This is a genomic window from Saccharopolyspora sp. NPDC047091 (assembly GCF_040643635.1).
GTDB lineage: Bacteria > Actinomycetota > Actinomycetes > Mycobacteriales > Pseudonocardiaceae > Saccharopolyspora_C.
Genome location: NZ_JBEYUS010000044.1, coordinates 35,990 through 53,233, shown reverse-complemented (window position 1 = coordinate 53,233; position 17,244 = coordinate 35,990). Strand labels below are relative to the sequence as shown.

Sequence of the window (17,244 nt, the reverse complement as noted above, 5' to 3'; positions counted from 1 at the left end):
GGGCACCTGGCTGCGCGAACGCCGCTCGGCTCTGCAGCCGCAGGACCACCCGGCCGCCGAGCGGATCAGCGAGCCCGCGGCGGCCGTTCCCGAGCGGTGAAGATGAACCGGTCGATGATCAGAGCGGGGGAGGCGCGGGTGTGACACCGGACGTGGCCATGACCTGTCCACGACGCCTCCCTCCGTTGGGACGGACTCGTCCGGGCGGTGCCGGACGGTCGGGTGGGGCGCACTGCCGCTGCGATCAGGCCCGGAGCGGTGATGGGCGCCACTGGTCCGAGAATGTAATCTGTGATCACAAATCAAATCAACCCTTTCGGGGGGTATGAACTTGACTGGGCGCGGCGGGGAGGCCCTGCACCGCCGCGGCGGGGAGGCCCTGCGGCCGCGCGGCGGGGGCCTGCACCCGCGCGGCGGCTCGGCTCGCACCCCGGTCCGCGGCGAGGCCGCTGAGCCGACGACCGCGCGCGCAGCCCGACCACCCGGCCACGCTTCTCCGCGGTTCCCCGCAGGGCGGCATCGTCGCCGGCGCCGCCGGTGCGGACTATCCCGCGGCGAAGGTCCACCGGAGTTCCGCCACCCGGCCACGACGCGCCAGAAGTCGGTGCACGCTTCGGCGATCGGCGCCACTAACCTGGGCTCCGTGGCCACCTCCCGACGCATCGAGCCGACCCTGCTGACCGACCAGGTCTACGACTTCCTGCACGACGGGATCTTGAACGGTGAGTTCGCCGCCGGCGCGCGGCTGCGCATCCGGGACGTCGCCGCGGAGGTCGGCACCAGCGTGATGCCCGTGCGGGAGGCCATCCGGCGGCTGGAGGAGGCCGGGCTCGTCGAGCGCGAACCGCACAAGGGCGCCGTCGTCCGCGGGCTGTCCTTGGAGGAGCTCATCCACGTGTACGAGACGCGCCGGGTGCTGGAGGTGGCCGCGGCGCGCGCCGGTGCCGAGCGCATCGACGCGGCCGGGCTGGCTACCATGCGCGCCGAGTACGAGCGGATGCTCGTCAGCCTCCGCGAGCGGCGCGTCGTGGAGAGCCTCGATCACGACGAGGCCGTGCTGGAGACGTTGTACGTGGCGTCCGGCAACCCGGTGCTGGTGCAGCTGATCCGCAACCTGTGGCGGCAGTGCCGCCCCTACAAGATCGTCGGCGCGCAGGGCACGGTCGAGACCGCGGCCGACGATTCCCTGTGGCTGTACCAGGAACGGCTCATCGCCGCTGCCGAGTCGCAGGACGCCGAGGCCGCCGCCACGGCCTCGGACGAGTCGCTGCGGGACGCGACCGGTCGGATCGAGGCGTTGCTGGCCGCGCAGCGCTCCGGCTGACGGCCACGGTGTCCCGCGGGAGGCCGGTGCGGTTCGGCCGCCTGCGGCGGAAGCCGTCGGCGGCGAGCAGTGCGAGCGCCACGGCCAGCAGCCCGTAGACGCCGATCGACGCCGGGTCCAGCCGTTCGCCGAGCAGGAGCGCGGCGGCGAACAGCAGCACCGGTTCCACGTAGCTCAGCAGTCCGAACAGCGGCATCGGCAGCAGTCCGGACGCGGCCAGGTAGGCGCTCATCGCGATCGCCCCGGCCAGTCCGGCCGCGAGCACTACCGCCTGCCCGCACGGGGTGCTCGCCCCGGGGGCGACGAGGACGAGGGTGATCGCGAGCGGCGTGCCGAGCAGCACCTCGCCGCCGAACGCGGCGGGCCCGTCGAGCCCGGCGCGCTTGCGGGAGGTGAAGTACACCGCGTACCCGACCGCGACCGCGAACGTCACCCAGGACAGCGCCATCGTGGTGCCGATCCGGATCGCGACCGCGGCCGCGGCGATCCCGACCGCGATCCACTGCGCCCGGCTGACCGCCGCCGCGAAGACGAGCCTGCCGACGATGACGAGCACGATCGGCAGCAGCAGGAACCCGAGCGAGGCGTCCAGCGCGTGCTCGTGCACCGGCGCCCACGCGAACAGCCACAGCTGCATCGCGATGAGTGCGGCGAGCCCGGCGAACGCGAGCGGCCGCCACCACCGCGCGCGGAGGACGTCGAGGAACGCCGCCGCGTGCGCCCGGCCGCGTCGCGTCGCGAGCAGGCCGAGGTAGAACGCCGCGGTCAGGATGACGCGCCAGCCGAACACCGCCTCCGCCGAGGCGTCGACGAGCCCGGAGGCGAGGAAGATCCCGCCGAAGAGCACCGATGCGCCGAGCGACGCGGCGGTCCCCCGGACGCGTTCGGCGGATCCGTTGCGTTCCACGCTGCCTCCTTGCGCGAAGCCGACCCTGGAAGAGAGTATGTGATCTGTGATCACATCTTAGGTTAGCGACGGATCACGCCGAGACGAAAGGACTTCCCATGTCCCGGACCAGCACCCACGACAACGACGCCGCGGTGGTGCGCCGCGCGGGCGACGGCCTCCCCGCCCGCGATTCCCTCCCGCCGCTCGGGCACTTCATCGACGGCGCCTTCGAGACCACCGCGGCGGAGACGATCGCCCTGATCGACCCGTCCACCGGCGAGACCGTCGCCGACGTGCCCAGCGGCACCCGCGCCGACGTGGACCGGGCGGCCGCCGCCGCGCGCGCCGCGTTCGCCGAATGGGGGCGGACCACCCCGCGCGAGCGCGCCGACCTCCTGCTGGAGATCGCGAACCGCATCGAGCAGCGCGCCGACGACTTCGCCCGGCTGGAATCCCTCGACACCGGCAAGCCCGGCGCCGTCGCCGCCGATGACGTGCAGGGCGCCGTCGACGTCTTCCGCTTCGCCGCGGGCGCCGCACGTGCCTTCACCGAGGCCGGGGCCGCCGAGTACGTGCGCGACCACACCTCGATCCTGCTGCGCGAACCGGTCGGCGTGGTCGGCGCGATCGTGCCGTGGAACTACCCGCTGCTGATGGCCGCCTGGAAGATCGCGCCGATCCTCGGCGTCGGCGACACCGTGATCATCAAGCCCGCCGAGCAGACGCCGCTGACCCTGCTGCTGCTCGCCGACGTCGTGCGCGACCTGCTGCCCGCCGGAGCGTTCAACGTCGTGCTGGGTCTGGGTTCCGTCGTCGGCGCCGCGCTGGCCGAGCACCCGCAGGTCGACCTCGTCGCCGTCACCGGCAGCGTCGGCAGCGGCCGGGCCGTCGCGACGGCCGCGGCGGACTCGGTCAAGCGGGTGCACCTGGAGCTCGGCGGCAAGGCGCCCGTGGTGATCTTCGAGGACGCCGACCTCGAGGCCGCCGCCGAAGCGCTGCGCACCGCCGGGTATTGGAACTCCGGGCAGGAGTGCGGCGCGGGCACCCGGGTGCTCGTGCACCGGAGCGTCGCCGACCGGTTCGTCGAGCTGCTCGCCGCCCAGGTCCGGGACATCCCCGTCGGCGAACCCGGCGCCGGGGACGACATCGAGGTCGGGCCGCTGATCTCGCAGGCCCAGCTGGATCGCGTGCAGGGCTTCGTCGAACGCGCCGAGGCCGAGGGCGCCCACGCCGTCGTGGGCGGCCGCGCGCTGGACGGGCCCGGTTTCTTCCTGGCTCCCACCGTCCTCGTCGACGTCGCGCCGGGGACCGAGGCCGCCCGCGAGGAGATCTTCGGCCCGGTCATCACGGTCGAGACCTTCGAGGACGAGGAGGAGGCCGTGTCCAGGGCGAACGACGTCGTGTACGGGCTGGCCGCCTCGGTGTGGACGACGAACGCCGCGCGGTCCCTCGACGTCCCGCGCCGCCTGGACTTCGGCACGGTGTGGGTGAACAGCCACCTCGTGCTCGCCAGCGAGGTGCCGTGGGGCGGGTTCAAGGGTTCCGGCTACGGGCGCGACCTGTCGATCTACGCGCTCCAGGACTTCTCCCGGACCAAGCACATCCAGCTCAACCACGCGCGATGAGCGAGCGACCGGGGGAGCGGTCTCGCGGCGGCTCGGTGTTCCCGCCGACCGCGACCACCGCGGAGCCGGGTGGTGCGGAGCGCGCGCGGTGGTGCGTGCCGCCGCGCCTGCCCGCCCCGCGCCGCCCCGCGGCCGATCGGCGGCGGCCCGGACGCGGCCGCACCTGATCGACGCGGCCCGGTGCCGGTTCCCGCGGGGGACGCTCGCGCGGGAACCGGCCGGGGCCGGGACGACCGACCGGGAGGACGTCGAGGTGCGGCGGACACCCCGGCCTGCTGCGGCGGCCGTCCGGGGGCGCGGGCTGCGCGATCCGGCGCCCGGGCGCACCTGGTACCTGCTGGGGGAGGAACCCCCGCCGGCCGGGCGGGAGAGCCGGTGGGTGCGCCGACGCGACTTCCGCACCCGCCGGACCCGGCGCACTTCGGCCGGGCGCTGCGCGAAGCCACGAACGCGCCGGGCCGGAGCGGGTCGGGTGCCCCTGCCGCGGTGGTGCGGGCCGAACAGGGACTGCCCTGGCCTGCCGCGCCGTGCCGGACGGGGTGCCCGCGCGCGAGGCGGTCGGGCACGCGCGCGCACCGATCACGTCGATCCGCCGAAACCACTTGGGAGAGCATGATTCGCGGCCCGCTTCGGATGGTCCACTGAGGACCGGACGCGGATCCGGCAGGTTCCCGGCGCCGAGCGGCACGGGACGGGCGACGTCCTCGTCTACCACGGGGTGAGCGAGATCGGCGGCATCCTGCTCTGGCTGCTCCGCACCGGCACCGGGTTGCACCTGGACGTGCTCCACAGCGACACCGGCCAGGCGCATCGAGCCCGGGCCGAGCTCACCGGCGCGGTGCGCGCGGCGCTGCGGGGTTTCCGGGACGCCTAACCGGGACCGCCCGCGATGACGGCGAGGAGTTCGGCCGGTTCGTCGTCGACCGCGCGGAAGTAGTGCGGCTGGCCGCCGCGGAAGTACGCCGAGTCGCCGGTGCCGAGCACCTCGGTCCGGTCCGGGAAGCGGAGTTCGACGCGTCCGCGCAGCACCAGCACGAACTCGTCGCCGTCGTGCTCGCGGAAGGTGCACTGCGCCGAGGTCGTCGTCGGGTGCAGCACGAACGGCATCATCTGCTTGCCCGCCATCCGCGTCGCCAGCCCGGCGTAGGGCGAGCTGTCCGGCGGGGTGTGCCGCGCGGCGCCGCCGCGCGCCTCGGCGCGGCTGATCTCCAGCACGGCCTGGTCGTCGGGGGAACCGAACAACGCGGCCACGTCGACGTCGAGCGCCGCGGCGAGCTGCATCGCCACCGCGATTGAGGGCGTGCTGTGCCCGCGTTCGACCTTCGAGAGGTACGACTTCGTCATCCCGGCCTGTTCGGCCAGGGCTTCGAGCGTCCAGCCGCGCTCGCGCCGCAGCATGCGGACCACTGCCACTCCCACCGGGACCTCCTTCGCGTGCCACCAGTTTCGCACAAGACACAAGTTGCCTGTAGGAAACTTCGTGTCATATGGTGTCGGCGAGCTCAGGAGAGGAGCCCGCGATGCTCGACAGCACCGACCCGTCCGCTTCGGCGGACAAGCAGACCCACATGCGCAACTCGCTGCGCGACATGCAGCGCCACATCAGCACCTCGACGCTCAGCCTCAAGGAGAAGGTCGCGGTCACCTGCCGCGTGCTCTACGACGCCGGGCACGACTCCGGCCTCGCGGGGCAGATCACCGCCCGCGAGGACGACGGCACCTTCTGGACCCAGCGCCTCGGACTCGGCTTCGACGAGGTCACCGCCGACAACCTGGTGCACGTCGACGAGCAGCTCACCGTCCTCGACGGCGAAGGCATGCCGAACCCGGCGAACCGCTTCCACGCCTGGATCTACCGGGCCCGCCCCGACGTGCGCTGCATCGTGCACACCCACCCGCTGCACATCGCCGCGCTGTCCATGCTCGAAGTGCCGTTGCAGGTGTCCCAGATGGACCTCGCTCCGCTGTACGACGACTGCGCGTTCCTCGGCGACTGGCCGGGAGTCCCGGTCGGCGACGAAGAGGGCGAGATCATCTCCGGCGCGCTGGGGGACAAGCGGGCGATCCTGCTCGCGCACCACGGGCAGGTCGTCGCCGCCTCCAGCGTCGAAGAAGCCTGCTCGCTGGCCGTGCTCATCGAGCGCGCCGCCCGGCTGCAGCTGCTGGCGATGGCCGCGGGCGAGATCCGCGAACTGCCCGAATCGCTGGCCCGCGAGGCCCACGACTGGACCCTCACCCCGAAGCGCAGCCAGGCCAACTTCGCCTACTACGCGCGCCGCGCGCTGCGGAACCACCCCGACGCCATCGACTCGAAGGAGACCTCCGCGTGAGCAGCACCGTGCACGGCATCGTCGCCTACCCGGTCACCCCGTTCCGGCCCGCGACCTACGAGGTCGACCACCAGCAGCTGGCCGTCCTCGTCGACCGGCTCGTCCGCGACGGGGCGCACGCCATCGCACCGCTGGGCAGCACCGGGGAGAGCGCCTACCTCAGCGACTCCGAATGGGCCGACGTGGCCGCCACCAGCATCGACGCCACCGCCGGGCGGGTGCCGACCGTCGTGGGCGTCTCCGCGCTCACCACGGCCGCCACCACCGAGCGGGCCCGCATCGCGGCGCGGCTCGGCGCCGACATGGTGATGGTGCTGCCGATGTCCTACTGGAAGCTCGCGCCCGAGGAGGTCCGCGCCCACATCGCCGCGGTCGGCGCGAGCACCGACCTGCCGATCATGGTCTACAACAACCCGGCGACCAGCGGGATCGACCTGTCCCCGGAATTCCTCGTCGACCTGGTCGAGACGATCCCGAACGTCGTGGCCATCAAGGAGTCCAGCGGCGACATCACCCGCATGCAGCGCATCGCCCGGCTCGGCGGCGGCGAGGTCCCGTTCTTCAACGGGTCCAACCCGCTCGCGTTCCTCGCGCTGGCCGCCGGGGCGACCGGCTGGTGCACGGCGGCGCCCGCGCTGTGCCCGCGGCACGTCCTGGACCTGCACGACGCGGTCGCCGACGGGGACCTCGGGCGGGCGCGGGCGCTTTCCGGGACGTTGTTGCCGCTGCTGGAGTTCATCCTCGCCCGCGGGCTGCCCACCGCGGTCAAGGCCGGGCTCGCCGAGCTCGGCGTGGACGCCGGGGTGCCGCGGCTACCGCTGCAACCGCTCGACGCGGCGGGCACCGAACAGCTCCGCACCCTGCTGTCCGACCTGGACATCACCGCGGCCGACGTCCCCGCCGCGAGCTGAGCACCGGGGCGGGGTGCGGCCCCCGCGCACCCCGGCCCGGTACCGGTGCTCGGCGGTGTACCTCGTGGCCCCTGCGGTGCGAGTCGGCCGAGCGCATGAAGTCCTCATAGGACGGTTCCGTCGCACCGCGTCCCGTCAAAGCTCGGCCTGCTCGGCCTGCTCGGCCTGCTCGGCGGGGTCGCGGAGGAACGCGGTCAACGCGGTCGCGAGGGCGGGCAGCGGCAGCAGCACGGCCAGCGCCGCGGTGGTGCCGTGGACGTTGGCGAACGCGCCCAGAGCGGGCACCGCCGCCCCGCCGCTGCTGACCGAGATGCCGAGGGTGACGGCCCCGGCGATCCCGAGGTTCCGCGGCAGGTAGTGCTGCCCGAGGGTGGTGTGCACCGGCAGCGGCAGGTTCACCGCCGCCCCGAGCGCGGCCGCGGCCACCAGCGCGATCGGCACCGCGGGCGCGGTGATCAGGCAGCCGAGCAGCAGCAGACCGGTCAGGTGGCTCACCCGCAGCACGGTGAGCCGCCCGAACCGCTCGACCAGTCCGCCGCCGGCCAAGGTGGACACCGCCCCGGCGGCGGAGAACAAGACCAGGGCCAGCGAGGCGGTGCTCGGCGGCGCACCGAGGCGTTCGGCCAGGGACAGCACCAGGAACGTGCTCACCCCGTAGAACAGCACCGACCGCAGCACGATGATCACCGTCAGCCAGCCGAACTCCCGCCACCGGTTGGTCCCCGCCACCGGCGCGTCCGAGTGGTCGTCGCCCGGTTCGGGGGAACGGCCGCGGAACCGGCCGGCGAGGAGCGCGATGACCGCGGGCACCGCCAGCAGCGGCGTGGCCACCAGCCCGAACGGCAGCAGCACCGCACCGGCCGCGACCGGGCCCGCGGCGTAGCCCGCGAGACCACCGAAGGTGAACCACCCCATGCCCCGATCACCGGTTCCGGTGCGGTGCGCGGCCTTCGCCGCCTCCGGGTGGTAGGCGGCGACGCCGATCCCGGAGAGCACCAGCGCGGCGCAGGTCGCCGCGTACGAGGTGGTCGAACCGACCGCGCCGATCCCGGCTGCGGCGAGCAGCAACCCCACCGCCCGGACCCGGCCCGGCGCCGGTCCGCGATCCGCCAGGACCCCGAACAGCGGCTGCGTCAACGAGGACACCAGCGTCGCGGCGAGCACGACACCACCGGCGTGGGCGTAGTCGTAGCCGCGCTCCGCGACCAGCAGCGGCACCAGCGCCGGCACCACGCCCTGGTAGAAGTCGGTGACCCCGTGCTCCGCGGACAGGGCGAGCGCGCCGCGGTGCCGCGCGATCGTGTCGGGCAGGACGGGTTTTCGGCGCAGTGGCACGCGAATTCGCTCCCGTTCGGGCGGCACGCCGCTTCGGGACGCGCCGCATCGGCGGAGCGGGGTGCGCTCCGCGGGTTGGTGTGTCAGGGGCGGGTAGGGCCGGGCTCCGGCCGCCGATCAGGCCCGGTCGCCCGGTGGTGCCCCGGTGATGGCCTGCGAGATCCGGTCGGCCGCGCCGCGCACCAGCCGTCCGGCGCGGTCGAGGTTCCGGGCGAGGCGGAAGGTAGGCGCGGACACGTTCACCGCGGCGATGATCCGCCCGCGGAAGTCGCGCACCGGGGCGGCTGCCGCGACGAGGCCCTCCTCGAACTCGTCGCGGGAGACCGCGTAGCCGCGCTCGCGCGCCTCGCGCAGCCGGGCGATGGCTTCGGTGACGTCGCGCGGCGCCCGCGGCCCGTCCGCGCCGAAGGCGACGTCGGCGAACGCGGCCTCCAGCTCGTCGTCCCGGTGGTCCAGCAGCAGCGCCCGGCCGGTGGCGGTGCAGTGCAGCGAACTGCGCTGCCCGACCCAATCGGTGGTCTGCACGGTCCGGGCCGGTGTCTCGGACAGCACGGTGAGCGCGGCATCGCCGGACAGCACCGTCAGGTAGACGCGTTCGTTCGTGGTGGTCCGGAGCCGTCGCAGCACCGGCGGCGCTTCGGCGAGCAGCCGCTGGTGCCCGGCCTGGTCGGCCATCGTGAACACCCGCCACCCGAGCCGATAGCCGAGCGTCTCCGGGTCGCGGTCGACCATCCCCGTCTCTTCGAGCGCGCGCAGCGCCCGGGACACCTGGGACTTCTCCTTGCCGACGCGGCGGGCGATCTCGACAACGCCGAGCCCGCCCGCCTCGTCTGCCGCCGGTTCGCCCAGCGCCTGCAGGATCGCCACCGCCCGGTGCACCGCCGACGCGTTCTCACCGCTCATGCCCCCGATCCTCACCATCCGGAGCGATCGAAGCAACCTGCGTTGCTTCAGGAGCAACGACCGGTCCGCCGCGCGCCGGGAGCACGCGCGGCGGACCGGAGCGCGGTCGGCTCAGCCGACGCTGAGGAACTGGGTCTCCTGGAAGGCCCGGATGCCCTCCTGCGCGCCCTCGCGGCCGAGGCCGCTCTGCTTCATCCCGCCGAACGGCGTCGACGGGTCCGAGACGACGCCGCGGTTGACCCCGACCATGCCGCACTGCAAGCGGCGGCCGATCTCCAGCGCCCGCGCGGTGTTCCCGGCGTAGACGTAGCCGGCGAGCCCGTACTCGGTCGCGTTCGCCACCGCCACCAGCTCGTCGTCGTCGGACCAGGTCCGGATCGGCGCGACCGGACCGAAGATCTCCTCGTGCAGCACGGCGGCGTCGTCCGGCACCCCCGCCAGCACCACCGGTGCGGAGAACGAACCGGTGTCCGGCACGGCGACCGGCTCGCGCACGACCCGCGCCCCGCGCTCCACCGCGTCGGCGACGAGCCCGGCGACGCGGCGCACCGCGCGGTCGTCGATCAGCGGGCCGATGTCGGTGCCCGGCTCGGCGGCCGGGCCGACCCGCAGCCGCGCGACGGCCGCGGCGAAGGCCTCGGCGAACTCGTCGGCGACGTCCTCGTGCACCAGGAACCGGTTGGCGGCCGTGCACGCCTGGCCCGCGTTGCGCAGCTTCGCGATCAGCGCGCCCTCCACCGCGGCGTCGACGTCGGCGTCCGCGCACACCACGAACGGGGCGTTGCCGCCCAGCTCCATCGAGCTGTTCACCACGCGCCCGGCGGCGAGGCCCAGCAGATGCCGCCCCACCCCGGTCGAACCGGTGAAGGACAGCTTGCGGACCGCGTCGTGCGCCAGCAGCACCCGGGTGGTGGCGTCGGCCCGGGTGCTCGTCAGCACCGTCAGCACGTCCTTCGGGGCGCCCGCCTCGACCAGCAGGTCGCGGATCGCCAGCGCGGTCAGCGGGGTCTCCGCGGCGGGCTTGAGCACCGCGGTGCAGCCCGCCGCCAGTGCGGGAGCCACCTTGCGGGTGACCATGGCCGCCGGGAAGTTCCACGGCGTGATCAGCAGCGCGACGCCGACGGGCTGCGCGGTGACGACCGTGGTGGACCGGCCGTCCGGGGAGGTCTCGAAGCGGCCTTCGGGACGGACGGCCTCCTCGGCGAACCACCGGAAGAACTCCGCCGCGTAGGACACCTCCGCGCGGGCGTCCGCGGCGGCCTTGCCCGACTCGCGGCTGATCAGCTCGGCGAGCTCGTCGGTGCGGGCGATCATCAGCTCGCGGGTCTTCGCGAGCACCTCGGAACGCCGTCGCGGCGGTGTCGCCGACCAGGCGGGCAGCGCCCCGGCGGCGGTGTCCGCGGCGGCCGCGGCGTGCGACTCGTCCGCGTCGGGCACCCGGGCGATCTCCACCCCGGTCGCCGGGTCGTGCACCGCGAACTCGTCCGCGGTCGCGGCGGGCTCGCCGCCGATGAGCATCGGGGACGGCTGGAAGAGGGGCATGCGGAACTCCTCGGGGAGAAGGGGTGGGGGATCAGGCCTGCGCGAGGGCGTCGGCGAGGACGTCCAACCCGTCGTGCAGCAGCTCGTCCGGGATGGTCAGCGGCGGCAGCAGCCGGATCACGTTGCCGAACGAACCGCAGGTCAGCACGAGCACGCCTGCGCGGTGGCAGTGGTCGGCGACGGCCTTCGCCAGCGCCGCGTCCGGTTCGGTGCCGCCCGGGCGCACGAACTCGACGGCGACCATCGCGCCGCGGCCGCGGACGTCCCCGACGCGCGGGTCGGCGGCGGCGAGCGCGCGCAACCGCTCGGTCGCCTGCTCGCCGATCGCGGCGGCCCGGGCCATGAGCCCGTCCTCGCGGATCGTCTCCAGCGCGGCCAGGGCGGCGGCGCAGGCCACCGGGTTGCCGCCGTAGGTGCCGCCGAGCCCGCCCGCGGGCACCGCGTCCATCAGCTCCGCCCGGCCGGTGACCGCGGCGATCGGCAGCCCGCCGCCGAGGCCCTTCGCGGTGGTGATCAGGTCCGGCACGACGTCCTCGTGGTCGGTGGCGAACCAGGAACCGGTCCGCGCGACCCCGGTCTGCACCTCGTCGGCGACGAACACGATCCCGTTCGCGCGGCACCAGCGGGCCAGCTCGGCCAGGAAACCGGGTGCGGGCACGATGAACCCGCCCTCGCCCTGGATCGGCTCGATCACCAGCGCCGCGAGCCGCTCGGCCCCCGCGGTGCGCTCCAGGTAGTCGGTGGTGCGCTTCGCGGCGTCGGGCCCGGACAGCTCGGCCTCGTCCCGGAACGGGTACGAGGTGGGGGCGCGGTGCACGTCGGCCGCGAACGGGCCGAAGCCGTCCTTGTACGGCTTGTTCTTCGCGGTCAGCGCCATCGTCAGGTTGGTGCGCCCGTGGTAGGCGTGGTCCACGACCGCGATCCCGGTGCGGCCGGTGGCGCAGCGGGCGATCTTCACCGCGTTCTCGACGGCCTCGGAACCGGTGTTGAACAGCGCGGTGCGCTTCTCGTGGTCGCCCGGGGTGATCGCGGCGAGTTCCTCGGCCAGCCGCACGTAGCTCTCGTACGGGGTGATCATCGCGCAGGTGTGGGTGAACCGGGCCAGCTGGTCCGACGCGGCCGCGACCACCTTCGGCGCCGAGTTGCCGACGGTGGTGACCGCGATGCCGGAACCCAGGTCGACGAACGAGTTGCCGTCCACGTCGACCAGCACGCCGCCACCCGCCGCTGCCGCGTACACCGGCAGCGTCGACGCGACCCCGGCGGAGACGACGGCGCTGCGGCGCGCGGCGAGCTCGCGGGACAGCGGGCCGGGGACCTCGGTGCGGAGCTCGCGCCGCTGGGGGAGGCCGGGACCGCCGATCAGCTCGGGGGACGGGGCGGATGCGGTCATGCGAGGCTCCTTCGCGGCGGAGGGGACGGGACCTCTCCGACGCTAGGCCGGACGGCGCGCCCTGTTGAGTGTGCAGAGCCGACATCCAGGTGCCTGCGGGTGTGCAACACTGCCACCGTGCTGAGCCTGGACGACGTGGTCGCGATCCCGGAGCTGGCGCTGCGCGTGATCGTCGAACCGGCCACCGCGCGCCCGCTCCGGTGGGTGACGACCAGCGAGCTCGCCGACCCGGACCGGTACCTGGAGGGCGGCGAGCTGCTGCTGACCACCGGGCTGGTGCGCCAGGACTGGACGGCCTACGTGCGGCGGATCGACCGCGCCGGGGTGGCGGCGCTCGGCTTCGGCACCGGCCTCTCGCACGCCGAGGTGCCGCGGGCGCTGGTCGCCGCGGCGCGCGCGGCGGGGCTCGGCCTCGTCGTCGTCCCGGAGGCGACGCCGTTCATCGCGGTGAGCAAGGCCGTCGCCGGGCTGCTGGCCGATCAGGAGCGCGAGTCCACCGTGTCCGCGCTGCGCGTGCAGCAGGAGCTGACCAGGGTGATCTCCCGCCGGGACGGCCCGGCGCGGGTGCTCGGCGTGCTCGGCCGGGCCGCGCGGGGCAGCGCCGGACTCGTCGACGCCGCCGGGACTCCGCTGGTCCCGGCCCGGTTCCGGCTGCCGGACGCGGCGCGGCGCGCGCTGGAGACGCTGCGCTCCGGCGGCGGCGCCGGTGCCGTCACCGAGACCGGCGCGGAGGGCACGACCGTGGTGCAGCCGCTCGGCGCGGGCGTCGACGGACCGTTCCTGGTGCTGCTGGCCCCGGGACCGCTGGACGCGGTGCTGCGCGCGGTGCTGGTGTCCACGGTCGCGCTGCTGACCCTCGACGCCGAACGGTCCCGAGCCGCCGCGGACGCCGAACTCCGGCTGCGGGACCAGGCGGCGGCGCTGGTGCTGGCCGGGGCGGTCGAGGCGGGCGCCGGGGTCGCGGCGCTGCTCGACGGTGCTCCGGTGCCGCCGCGGACCGTGCGGGTGCTGCGCGCCGACCGGGTTCCCGCCGGGGTGCGCGCCCGGCTGGCCCGCGAGCACCCGGAGGTGCTGACCACGGCCCCGTCCGGCGGGCACATCGCGCTGCTGGTGGCGGACGGCGCGGCCCGCGAGGTCGCGGAGCTGCTCGCCGACCTGCGCGCCCGGATCGGCATCGGCCCGGCCGTCCCGGTCGCCGACGCGGGCACCAGCGACGCCGCCGCGCGCACCGCCCTGGCGGCCGCGGACCGCGACGCGGCGGTCGTCGACTGGGACGAGCGGTTCCGCGGCAGCGTCCGGGCCGGGCTGCCCGAGCACGCGGCCCGCGCGCTGGCCGCGTCGATCCTGGGCGACCTCGCCGGGGAACCGGAGCTGCTGCGGACCCTGCACACCTACCTGGCGCACCTGGGTCACTGGCAGCCCGCGGCCGATGAGCTCGGGATCCACCGCAACACGCTGCGCAAGCGGATCGCCCGCGTCGAGGAGCTCACCGGCCGCGACGTGGACACCGCCGCCGGGCGCGCCGACCTGTGGATAGCGGTCCTCATCGCCCACGAACCGTGATCTTCCGTCTTGCCAGTCGGTTTGCGGAGCACTGGGGTGGCGGAACCTCAGCGGTTCCCCCGCTGCGGGATCGATTTCGCCGGTGGCTCCGCCACAGGAGAAATCGCTGTCCTCGCGGGGGAACCGCTGAGAACCCGCGGGTGGTCCGGCTGCGTGCGTGGTCGCTGCTCAGCGGCTTCGCCGCTGACAAGGCACGGACACGACCCGCCGGGCAGGTTCACAGCCGGGCGGTGCGGGGCGGCCTGTTCGCTCGACGGGGCGGGCCGGTCAGGCGCGCAGCGGGGTGGTGGCGAACTCCTTCATGCCCACGCCGAACGGGATCTCCGCGGTGAACCCGAGCTCCTCCGCGGCCCGGGCCGGGTCGGCGACGATGTGCCGCACGTCGCCGAGCCGGTAGCGCCCGCTGACCCGCGGTTCCGGCCCGCCGTCGGCGGCGGCGAGCGCGGTCGCCATCTCCCCGATGGTGTGCGGATCACCGGAGCACACGTTGTAGGCGCGGAACCCGGTCCGGTCCTGCCCGGCGGCCAGCGCGTTCGCCGCGGCCACGTCGCCGACGTGCACGAAGTCGCGGGTCTGCGCGCCGTCCTCGAACACCACCGGCGCTTCGCCGCGGGCGAGGCTGGAGCGGAACAGCGAGGCCACGCCCGCATAGGGCGTGTTCCGCGGCATCCGCGGCCCGTAGACGTTGTGGTAGCGCAACGCGATCGCGGACGAACCGGTGTCCCGCGCCCACAGCGCGGCGAGGTGCTCCTGCGCGAGCTTGGTGGCCGCGTAGGTGCTGCGCGGATCCAGCGGCGCGTCCTCCGGCACGGTGCCGCGCACCAGCGCCTCGTCGCACCGCGGACATCGCGGCTCGAACATCCCGGCGTCCAGGTCGGCCTCCCGCCGCGGGCCGGGCTGCACCACGTCGTGCCGGGCGCAGCGGTAGCGGCCCTCGCCGTAGACGACCATCGAGCTCGCCAGCACCAGCCTGAGCACCCCGTGCTCGGCCATCGCCGCGAGCAGGTGGGCGGTGGCGAGCTCGTTGTGCGCCACGTACTCCGGCATGTCGGCCAGTCCCGTTTCCAGCCCCACCATCGCCGCGTGGTGGCACACCGCGTCCACTCCGCGCACCACGTGGTCGGCGATGTCCGGGTCGCGCAGGTCCGCGACGGTCAGCCCGTGCCCGTTGAGGTAGTCGGGGATGGCGCGCGTCCGGTGCGCCTGCGGGAGCAGCGCGTCGACCAGCAGCACTTCGTGCCCGTCGGCGCGCAGCCGGTCGGCGACGTGCGATCCGATGAAGCCGGCGCCACCCGTGACCAGTACCCGCATGTTCGGTTCTCCTCTCCACGTTCCTGTTCTCCGGGCGCACCCGGAAGTCCACTAGCGCTCGGCCCGCACGAGTTCGGCGAGCCTGCGCCGTCCGTGGCGGGCGCGCCACCGCACCCGCAGCCGCGCGGCAGCCGCGAGTTCGGGTAACGCGTCCGCACCGACCCGGGCCCACGGGAACCAGCTGCCGCCGGGCAACCGGGCGCGTCCCGCGCACAGCCCCACCCCGGGCGGGTGCGCGTCGACGAGCACGCTGCCGGTGGCGGTGATCAGTTCGGTGGCGCGGCGCAGCAGGGCGCGCGGATCGCCGCCGATGCCGAGGTTCCCGTCGAGCAGCAGCACGTGCTCCCAGCGGCCTTCGCCGGGCAGCGGGCCGAACACGTCGCCGTGGAAGGCGTGCGCACCGCGCAGCATGGTCCGGCACACCGCGTCGGCGGAGACGTCGACGCCCAGCGCGGTGCGCCCGTGCCGCACCAGCCCGCCGGTCATCCGGCCGGGCCCGCAGCCGACGTCCAGCGTCGCGCCGCGACATCGGCGCAGCACCAGCTCGTCGGCCGCTTCCGGCTCGTCCGACCACCGGCGCGGGTGCAGCAGTTCGGGTGGTCCCGGGTCCATCTCCAGCCAGCAGGTGTCGGCGCCGTACACCGCGTCGAACACGGCGGTCACCGCCCGCGCTCCACCGGCACGGCGGCGACGGCCGCGGCGAACCGGGACGCGGGAATGGTGGCGGCGACCGAGGTGGCATCGGACATGGTGTCCACATCGGACATCGCGGGCAGCGGTTCGACGCGCAGCCCGCGGTCCCGCAGCGCCGCCAGCGTGCGCGCCCCGGTCTCCGCGGTGGACATCGGCACGTCCCGCAGCGCCGCCGCGTGCTCGGCCCGGCGCACCCCCAGCGCCCACCAGCCGCCGTCCTCGGCCGCTCCGAGCACCGCGTCCGGCGGCGCATCGCCGCGCAGCCGGTCGAGGGACCGGGTGAGCAGCCGTGGCGTGAGCTGCGGGGTGTCCATCCCGATCTGCAGGATCGGCTCGCCCGGGTGCAGCGCCCCGGTGTCGGCGTGCGCGGCGACGAGCCGCTCGGCGAACCCGTCGCCGCGCTGCTCGACGACCTGCACCCGTTCCAGCGCGGCCCGGACCTCGTCGAGCCGGGCGGCCGCGGCGGTCTCCCCGGTCCAGGCGACCACCGTCGGCAGGCCCGTCCCGGCGGCCGCGTCGAGGGTGTCCAGCAGCCCGGCCGCCGCGATCGCCGCCGCCTGCTCCGCCGAGGCAGGTGGGGTGAGCCGGGTCTTCGCCCGCCGCGGCACCGGCGCCTTCGCGACGACGAGCAGCACACCGCGGCTCATCGCAGCACCCGCGCCATGTCGCGCACCGCCCGCGCGGTGCCGCGCACCGAACCGGTCACCTTCGAGCGGGTCCCGGCGGCGCGCGGGTAGTAGTCGACCGGGACCTCCTCCACCCGCCAGCCGGAGCGGGCGGCGCGGACCAGCAGCTCCAGCGGATAGCCGAAGCCGCGATCGGTGACGCCCAGCTCCAGCAGCCGATCCCGCCAGGCCACCCGCAGCGGCGCCAGATCGCGCACCGGCAGGCCCTGCCTGCGCAGCATCCCGGCGAGCGCCGCGTTGCCGAGCCGCGCGTGCCACGGGAACGCGCCGCGCTCGGCCGCGACCCGGCGGCCCACCACCAGGTCCGCGTCTCCGCCCACCAGCAGGTCCACCAGCCGGGGGAGCGCGTCCAGGCGCATCGAACCGTCGGCATCCACGAAGACGACGACCTCGGCTCCGGAGTGCTCCAGCCCCGCGTGCACGGCGGCCCCGTACCCGGGCCGCGCTTCGGAGATCACGGTCGCGCCGTGCTCGGCGGCGACCGCCGCGGTGGCGTCGGTGGAGCCGTTGTCCACCACGAGCGCTCGGTAGCCGTGCGCGGCGGGCAGGCCGGCGAGCACTCCGGGGAGCGCGGCCTCCTCGTCCCGGCACGGCAGGATCACATCGACGCTGACCGTCATTCCACCGTCCTCGACTGCGGTCCCCCGGTCCGGGGGACGTGTTACGTTGGCGAAGTCCCAGCACGGACTTCCCACTGCGCATCGCTTCCCGTACGTATTCGGTGCCACCCGGCGAACGG

At 74.9% G+C, this 17,244-nt stretch carries 16 protein-coding genes; 6 read left to right on the top strand and 10 right to left on the bottom strand.

Going from position 1 to position 17,244, the window contains the following annotated elements; translation table 11 throughout:
• Positions 1-643 precede the first annotated feature (643 nt).
• Complete coding sequence (locus ABZ805_RS19145) at positions 644-1,324, top strand: GntR family transcriptional regulator (RefSeq protein WP_358441827.1); 681 nt, start codon at positions 644-646, stop codon at positions 1,322-1,324.
• On the opposite strand, the gene ABZ805_RS19140 is transcribed toward ABZ805_RS19145, so the two are convergent.
• Positions 1,209-2,231 carry a hypothetical protein gene (locus tag ABZ805_RS19140; protein ID WP_358441824.1) on the bottom strand — a complete coding sequence of 341 codons (1,023 nt, stop codon included), beginning with the start codon at positions 2,229-2,231 and terminating at the stop codon, positions 1,209-1,211. The genes ABZ805_RS19145 and ABZ805_RS19140 overlap by 116 nt on opposite strands.
• Positions 2,232-2,329: 98 nt before the next feature.
• Between ABZ805_RS19140 and ABZ805_RS19135 the strand changes: the two genes are divergently transcribed.
• Positions 2,330-3,838, top strand: a complete 1,509-nt coding sequence (locus ABZ805_RS19135; RefSeq protein WP_358441822.1) for an aminobutyraldehyde dehydrogenase — start codon at positions 2,330-2,332, stop codon at positions 3,836-3,838.
• A gap of 718 nt (positions 3,839-4,556) precedes the next feature.
• A complete protein-coding gene (locus ABZ805_RS19130) occupies positions 4,557-4,712 on the top strand; it encodes a hypothetical protein (RefSeq protein WP_358441819.1) in 156 nt (51 codons plus the stop codon).
• Here ABZ805_RS19130 and ABZ805_RS19125 read toward each other — a convergent pair.
• Positions 4,709-5,257, bottom strand: coding sequence for an XRE family transcriptional regulator (locus ABZ805_RS19125; RefSeq protein WP_358441816.1), 549 nt, complete (start codon positions 5,255-5,257; stop codon positions 4,709-4,711). The genes ABZ805_RS19130 and ABZ805_RS19125 overlap by 4 nt on opposite strands.
• 101 nt (positions 5,258-5,358) lie before the next feature.
• On the opposite strand from ABZ805_RS19125, the gene ABZ805_RS19120 reads away from it, so the two are divergent.
• Positions 5,359-6,168, top strand: a complete 810-nt coding sequence (locus ABZ805_RS19120; protein WP_358441814.1) for an aldolase — start codon at positions 5,359-5,361, stop codon at positions 6,166-6,168.
• Complete coding sequence (locus ABZ805_RS19115) at positions 6,165-7,079, top strand: dihydrodipicolinate synthase family protein (protein ID WP_358441812.1); 915 nt, start codon at positions 6,165-6,167, stop codon at positions 7,077-7,079. Before ABZ805_RS19120 ends, ABZ805_RS19115 begins: the two co-directional genes overlap by 4 nt.
• A gap of 135 nt (positions 7,080-7,214) precedes the next feature.
• On the opposite strand, the gene ABZ805_RS19110 is transcribed toward ABZ805_RS19115, so the two are convergent.
• The 4 genes from ABZ805_RS19110 to gabT form a co-directional block, all read right to left on the bottom strand.
• Entirely contained in the window at positions 7,215-8,414 is a 1,200-nt protein-coding gene (locus ABZ805_RS19110; protein WP_358441810.1) for an MFS transporter, read from the bottom strand.
• A gap of 117 nt (positions 8,415-8,531) precedes the next feature.
• Positions 8,532-9,317 carry an IclR family transcriptional regulator gene (locus ABZ805_RS19105; protein ID WP_358441808.1) on the bottom strand — a complete coding sequence of 262 codons (786 nt, stop codon included), beginning with the start codon at positions 9,315-9,317 and terminating at the stop codon, positions 8,532-8,534.
• Between the two features lie 111 nt (positions 9,318-9,428).
• Positions 9,429-10,859, bottom strand: a complete 1,431-nt coding sequence (locus ABZ805_RS19100) for an NAD-dependent succinate-semialdehyde dehydrogenase (protein WP_358441806.1) — start codon at positions 10,857-10,859, stop codon at positions 9,429-9,431.
• Between the two features lie 31 nt (positions 10,860-10,890).
• Positions 10,891-12,252, bottom strand: a complete 1,362-nt coding sequence (gene gabT / locus ABZ805_RS19095) for a 4-aminobutyrate--2-oxoglutarate transaminase (protein ID WP_358441804.1) — start codon at positions 12,250-12,252, stop codon at positions 10,891-10,893.
• Positions 12,253-12,351: 99 nt separating this feature from the next.
• Between gabT and ABZ805_RS19090 the strand changes: the two genes are divergently transcribed.
• A complete protein-coding gene (locus ABZ805_RS19090) occupies positions 12,352-13,815 on the top strand; it encodes a PucR family transcriptional regulator (RefSeq protein ID WP_358441801.1) in 1,464 nt (487 codons plus the stop codon).
• 267 nt (positions 13,816-14,082) lie between these two features.
• Here the strand turns inward: ABZ805_RS19090 and ABZ805_RS19085 are convergent, their stop codons facing one another.
• Genes ABZ805_RS19085 through ABZ805_RS19070 form a run of 4 tightly spaced genes read right to left on the bottom strand, consistent with a single transcriptional unit; the run spans position 14,083 to position 17,125 of the window.
• Positions 14,083-15,126: an NAD-dependent epimerase/dehydratase family protein gene (locus ABZ805_RS19085; RefSeq protein WP_358441798.1), complete on the bottom strand. Its 1,044-nt coding sequence runs from the start codon at positions 15,124-15,126 to the stop codon at positions 14,083-14,085.
• A 51-nt stretch (positions 15,127-15,177) separates the two neighbouring features.
• Entirely contained in the window at positions 15,178-15,789 is a 612-nt protein-coding gene (locus ABZ805_RS19080) for a methyltransferase domain-containing protein (protein ID WP_358441795.1), read from the bottom strand.
• Positions 15,786-16,466, bottom strand: coding sequence for a DUF2064 domain-containing protein (locus ABZ805_RS19075; protein WP_358441792.1), 681 nt, complete (start codon positions 16,464-16,466; stop codon positions 15,786-15,788). The genes ABZ805_RS19080 and ABZ805_RS19075 overlap by 4 nt, the downstream gene beginning before the upstream one ends.
• Positions 16,463-17,125: a glycosyltransferase family 2 protein gene (locus tag ABZ805_RS19070; RefSeq protein ID WP_358441789.1), complete on the bottom strand. Its 663-nt coding sequence runs from the start codon at positions 17,123-17,125 to the stop codon at positions 16,463-16,465. The genes ABZ805_RS19075 and ABZ805_RS19070 overlap by 4 nt, the downstream gene beginning before the upstream one ends.
• Positions 17,126-17,244 lie beyond the last annotated feature (119 nt).

Excerpts from the sequence above, each read along its gene's own strand:
- ABZ805_RS19070 (WP_358441789.1), bottom strand. The coding sequence starts at position 17,125 with ATGACGGTCAGCGTCGATGTGATCCTGCCGTGCCGGGACGAGGAGGCC.
- ABZ805_RS19135 (WP_358441822.1), top strand. The coding sequence starts at position 2,330 with ATGTCCCGGACCAGCACCCACGACAACGACGCCGCGGTGGTGCGCCGC.
- ABZ805_RS19085 (WP_358441798.1), bottom strand. The coding sequence starts at position 15,126 with ATGCGGGTACTGGTCACGGGTGGCGCCGGCTTCATCGGATCGCACGTC.
- gabT (WP_358441804.1), bottom strand. The coding sequence starts at position 12,252 with ATGACCGCATCCGCCCCGTCCCCCGAGCTGATCGGCGGTCCCGGCCTC.
- ABZ805_RS19100 (WP_358441806.1), bottom strand. The coding sequence starts at position 10,859 with ATGCCCCTCTTCCAGCCGTCCCCGATGCTCATCGGCGGCGAGCCCGCC.
- ABZ805_RS19120 (WP_358441814.1), top strand. The coding sequence starts at position 5,359 with ATGCTCGACAGCACCGACCCGTCCGCTTCGGCGGACAAGCAGACCCAC.
- ABZ805_RS19105 (WP_358441808.1), bottom strand. The coding sequence starts at position 9,317 with ATGAGCGGTGAGAACGCGTCGGCGGTGCACCGGGCGGTGGCGATCCTG.
- ABZ805_RS19075 (WP_358441792.1), bottom strand. The coding sequence starts at position 16,466 with ATGAGCCGCGGTGTGCTGCTCGTCGTCGCGAAGGCGCCGGTGCCGCGG.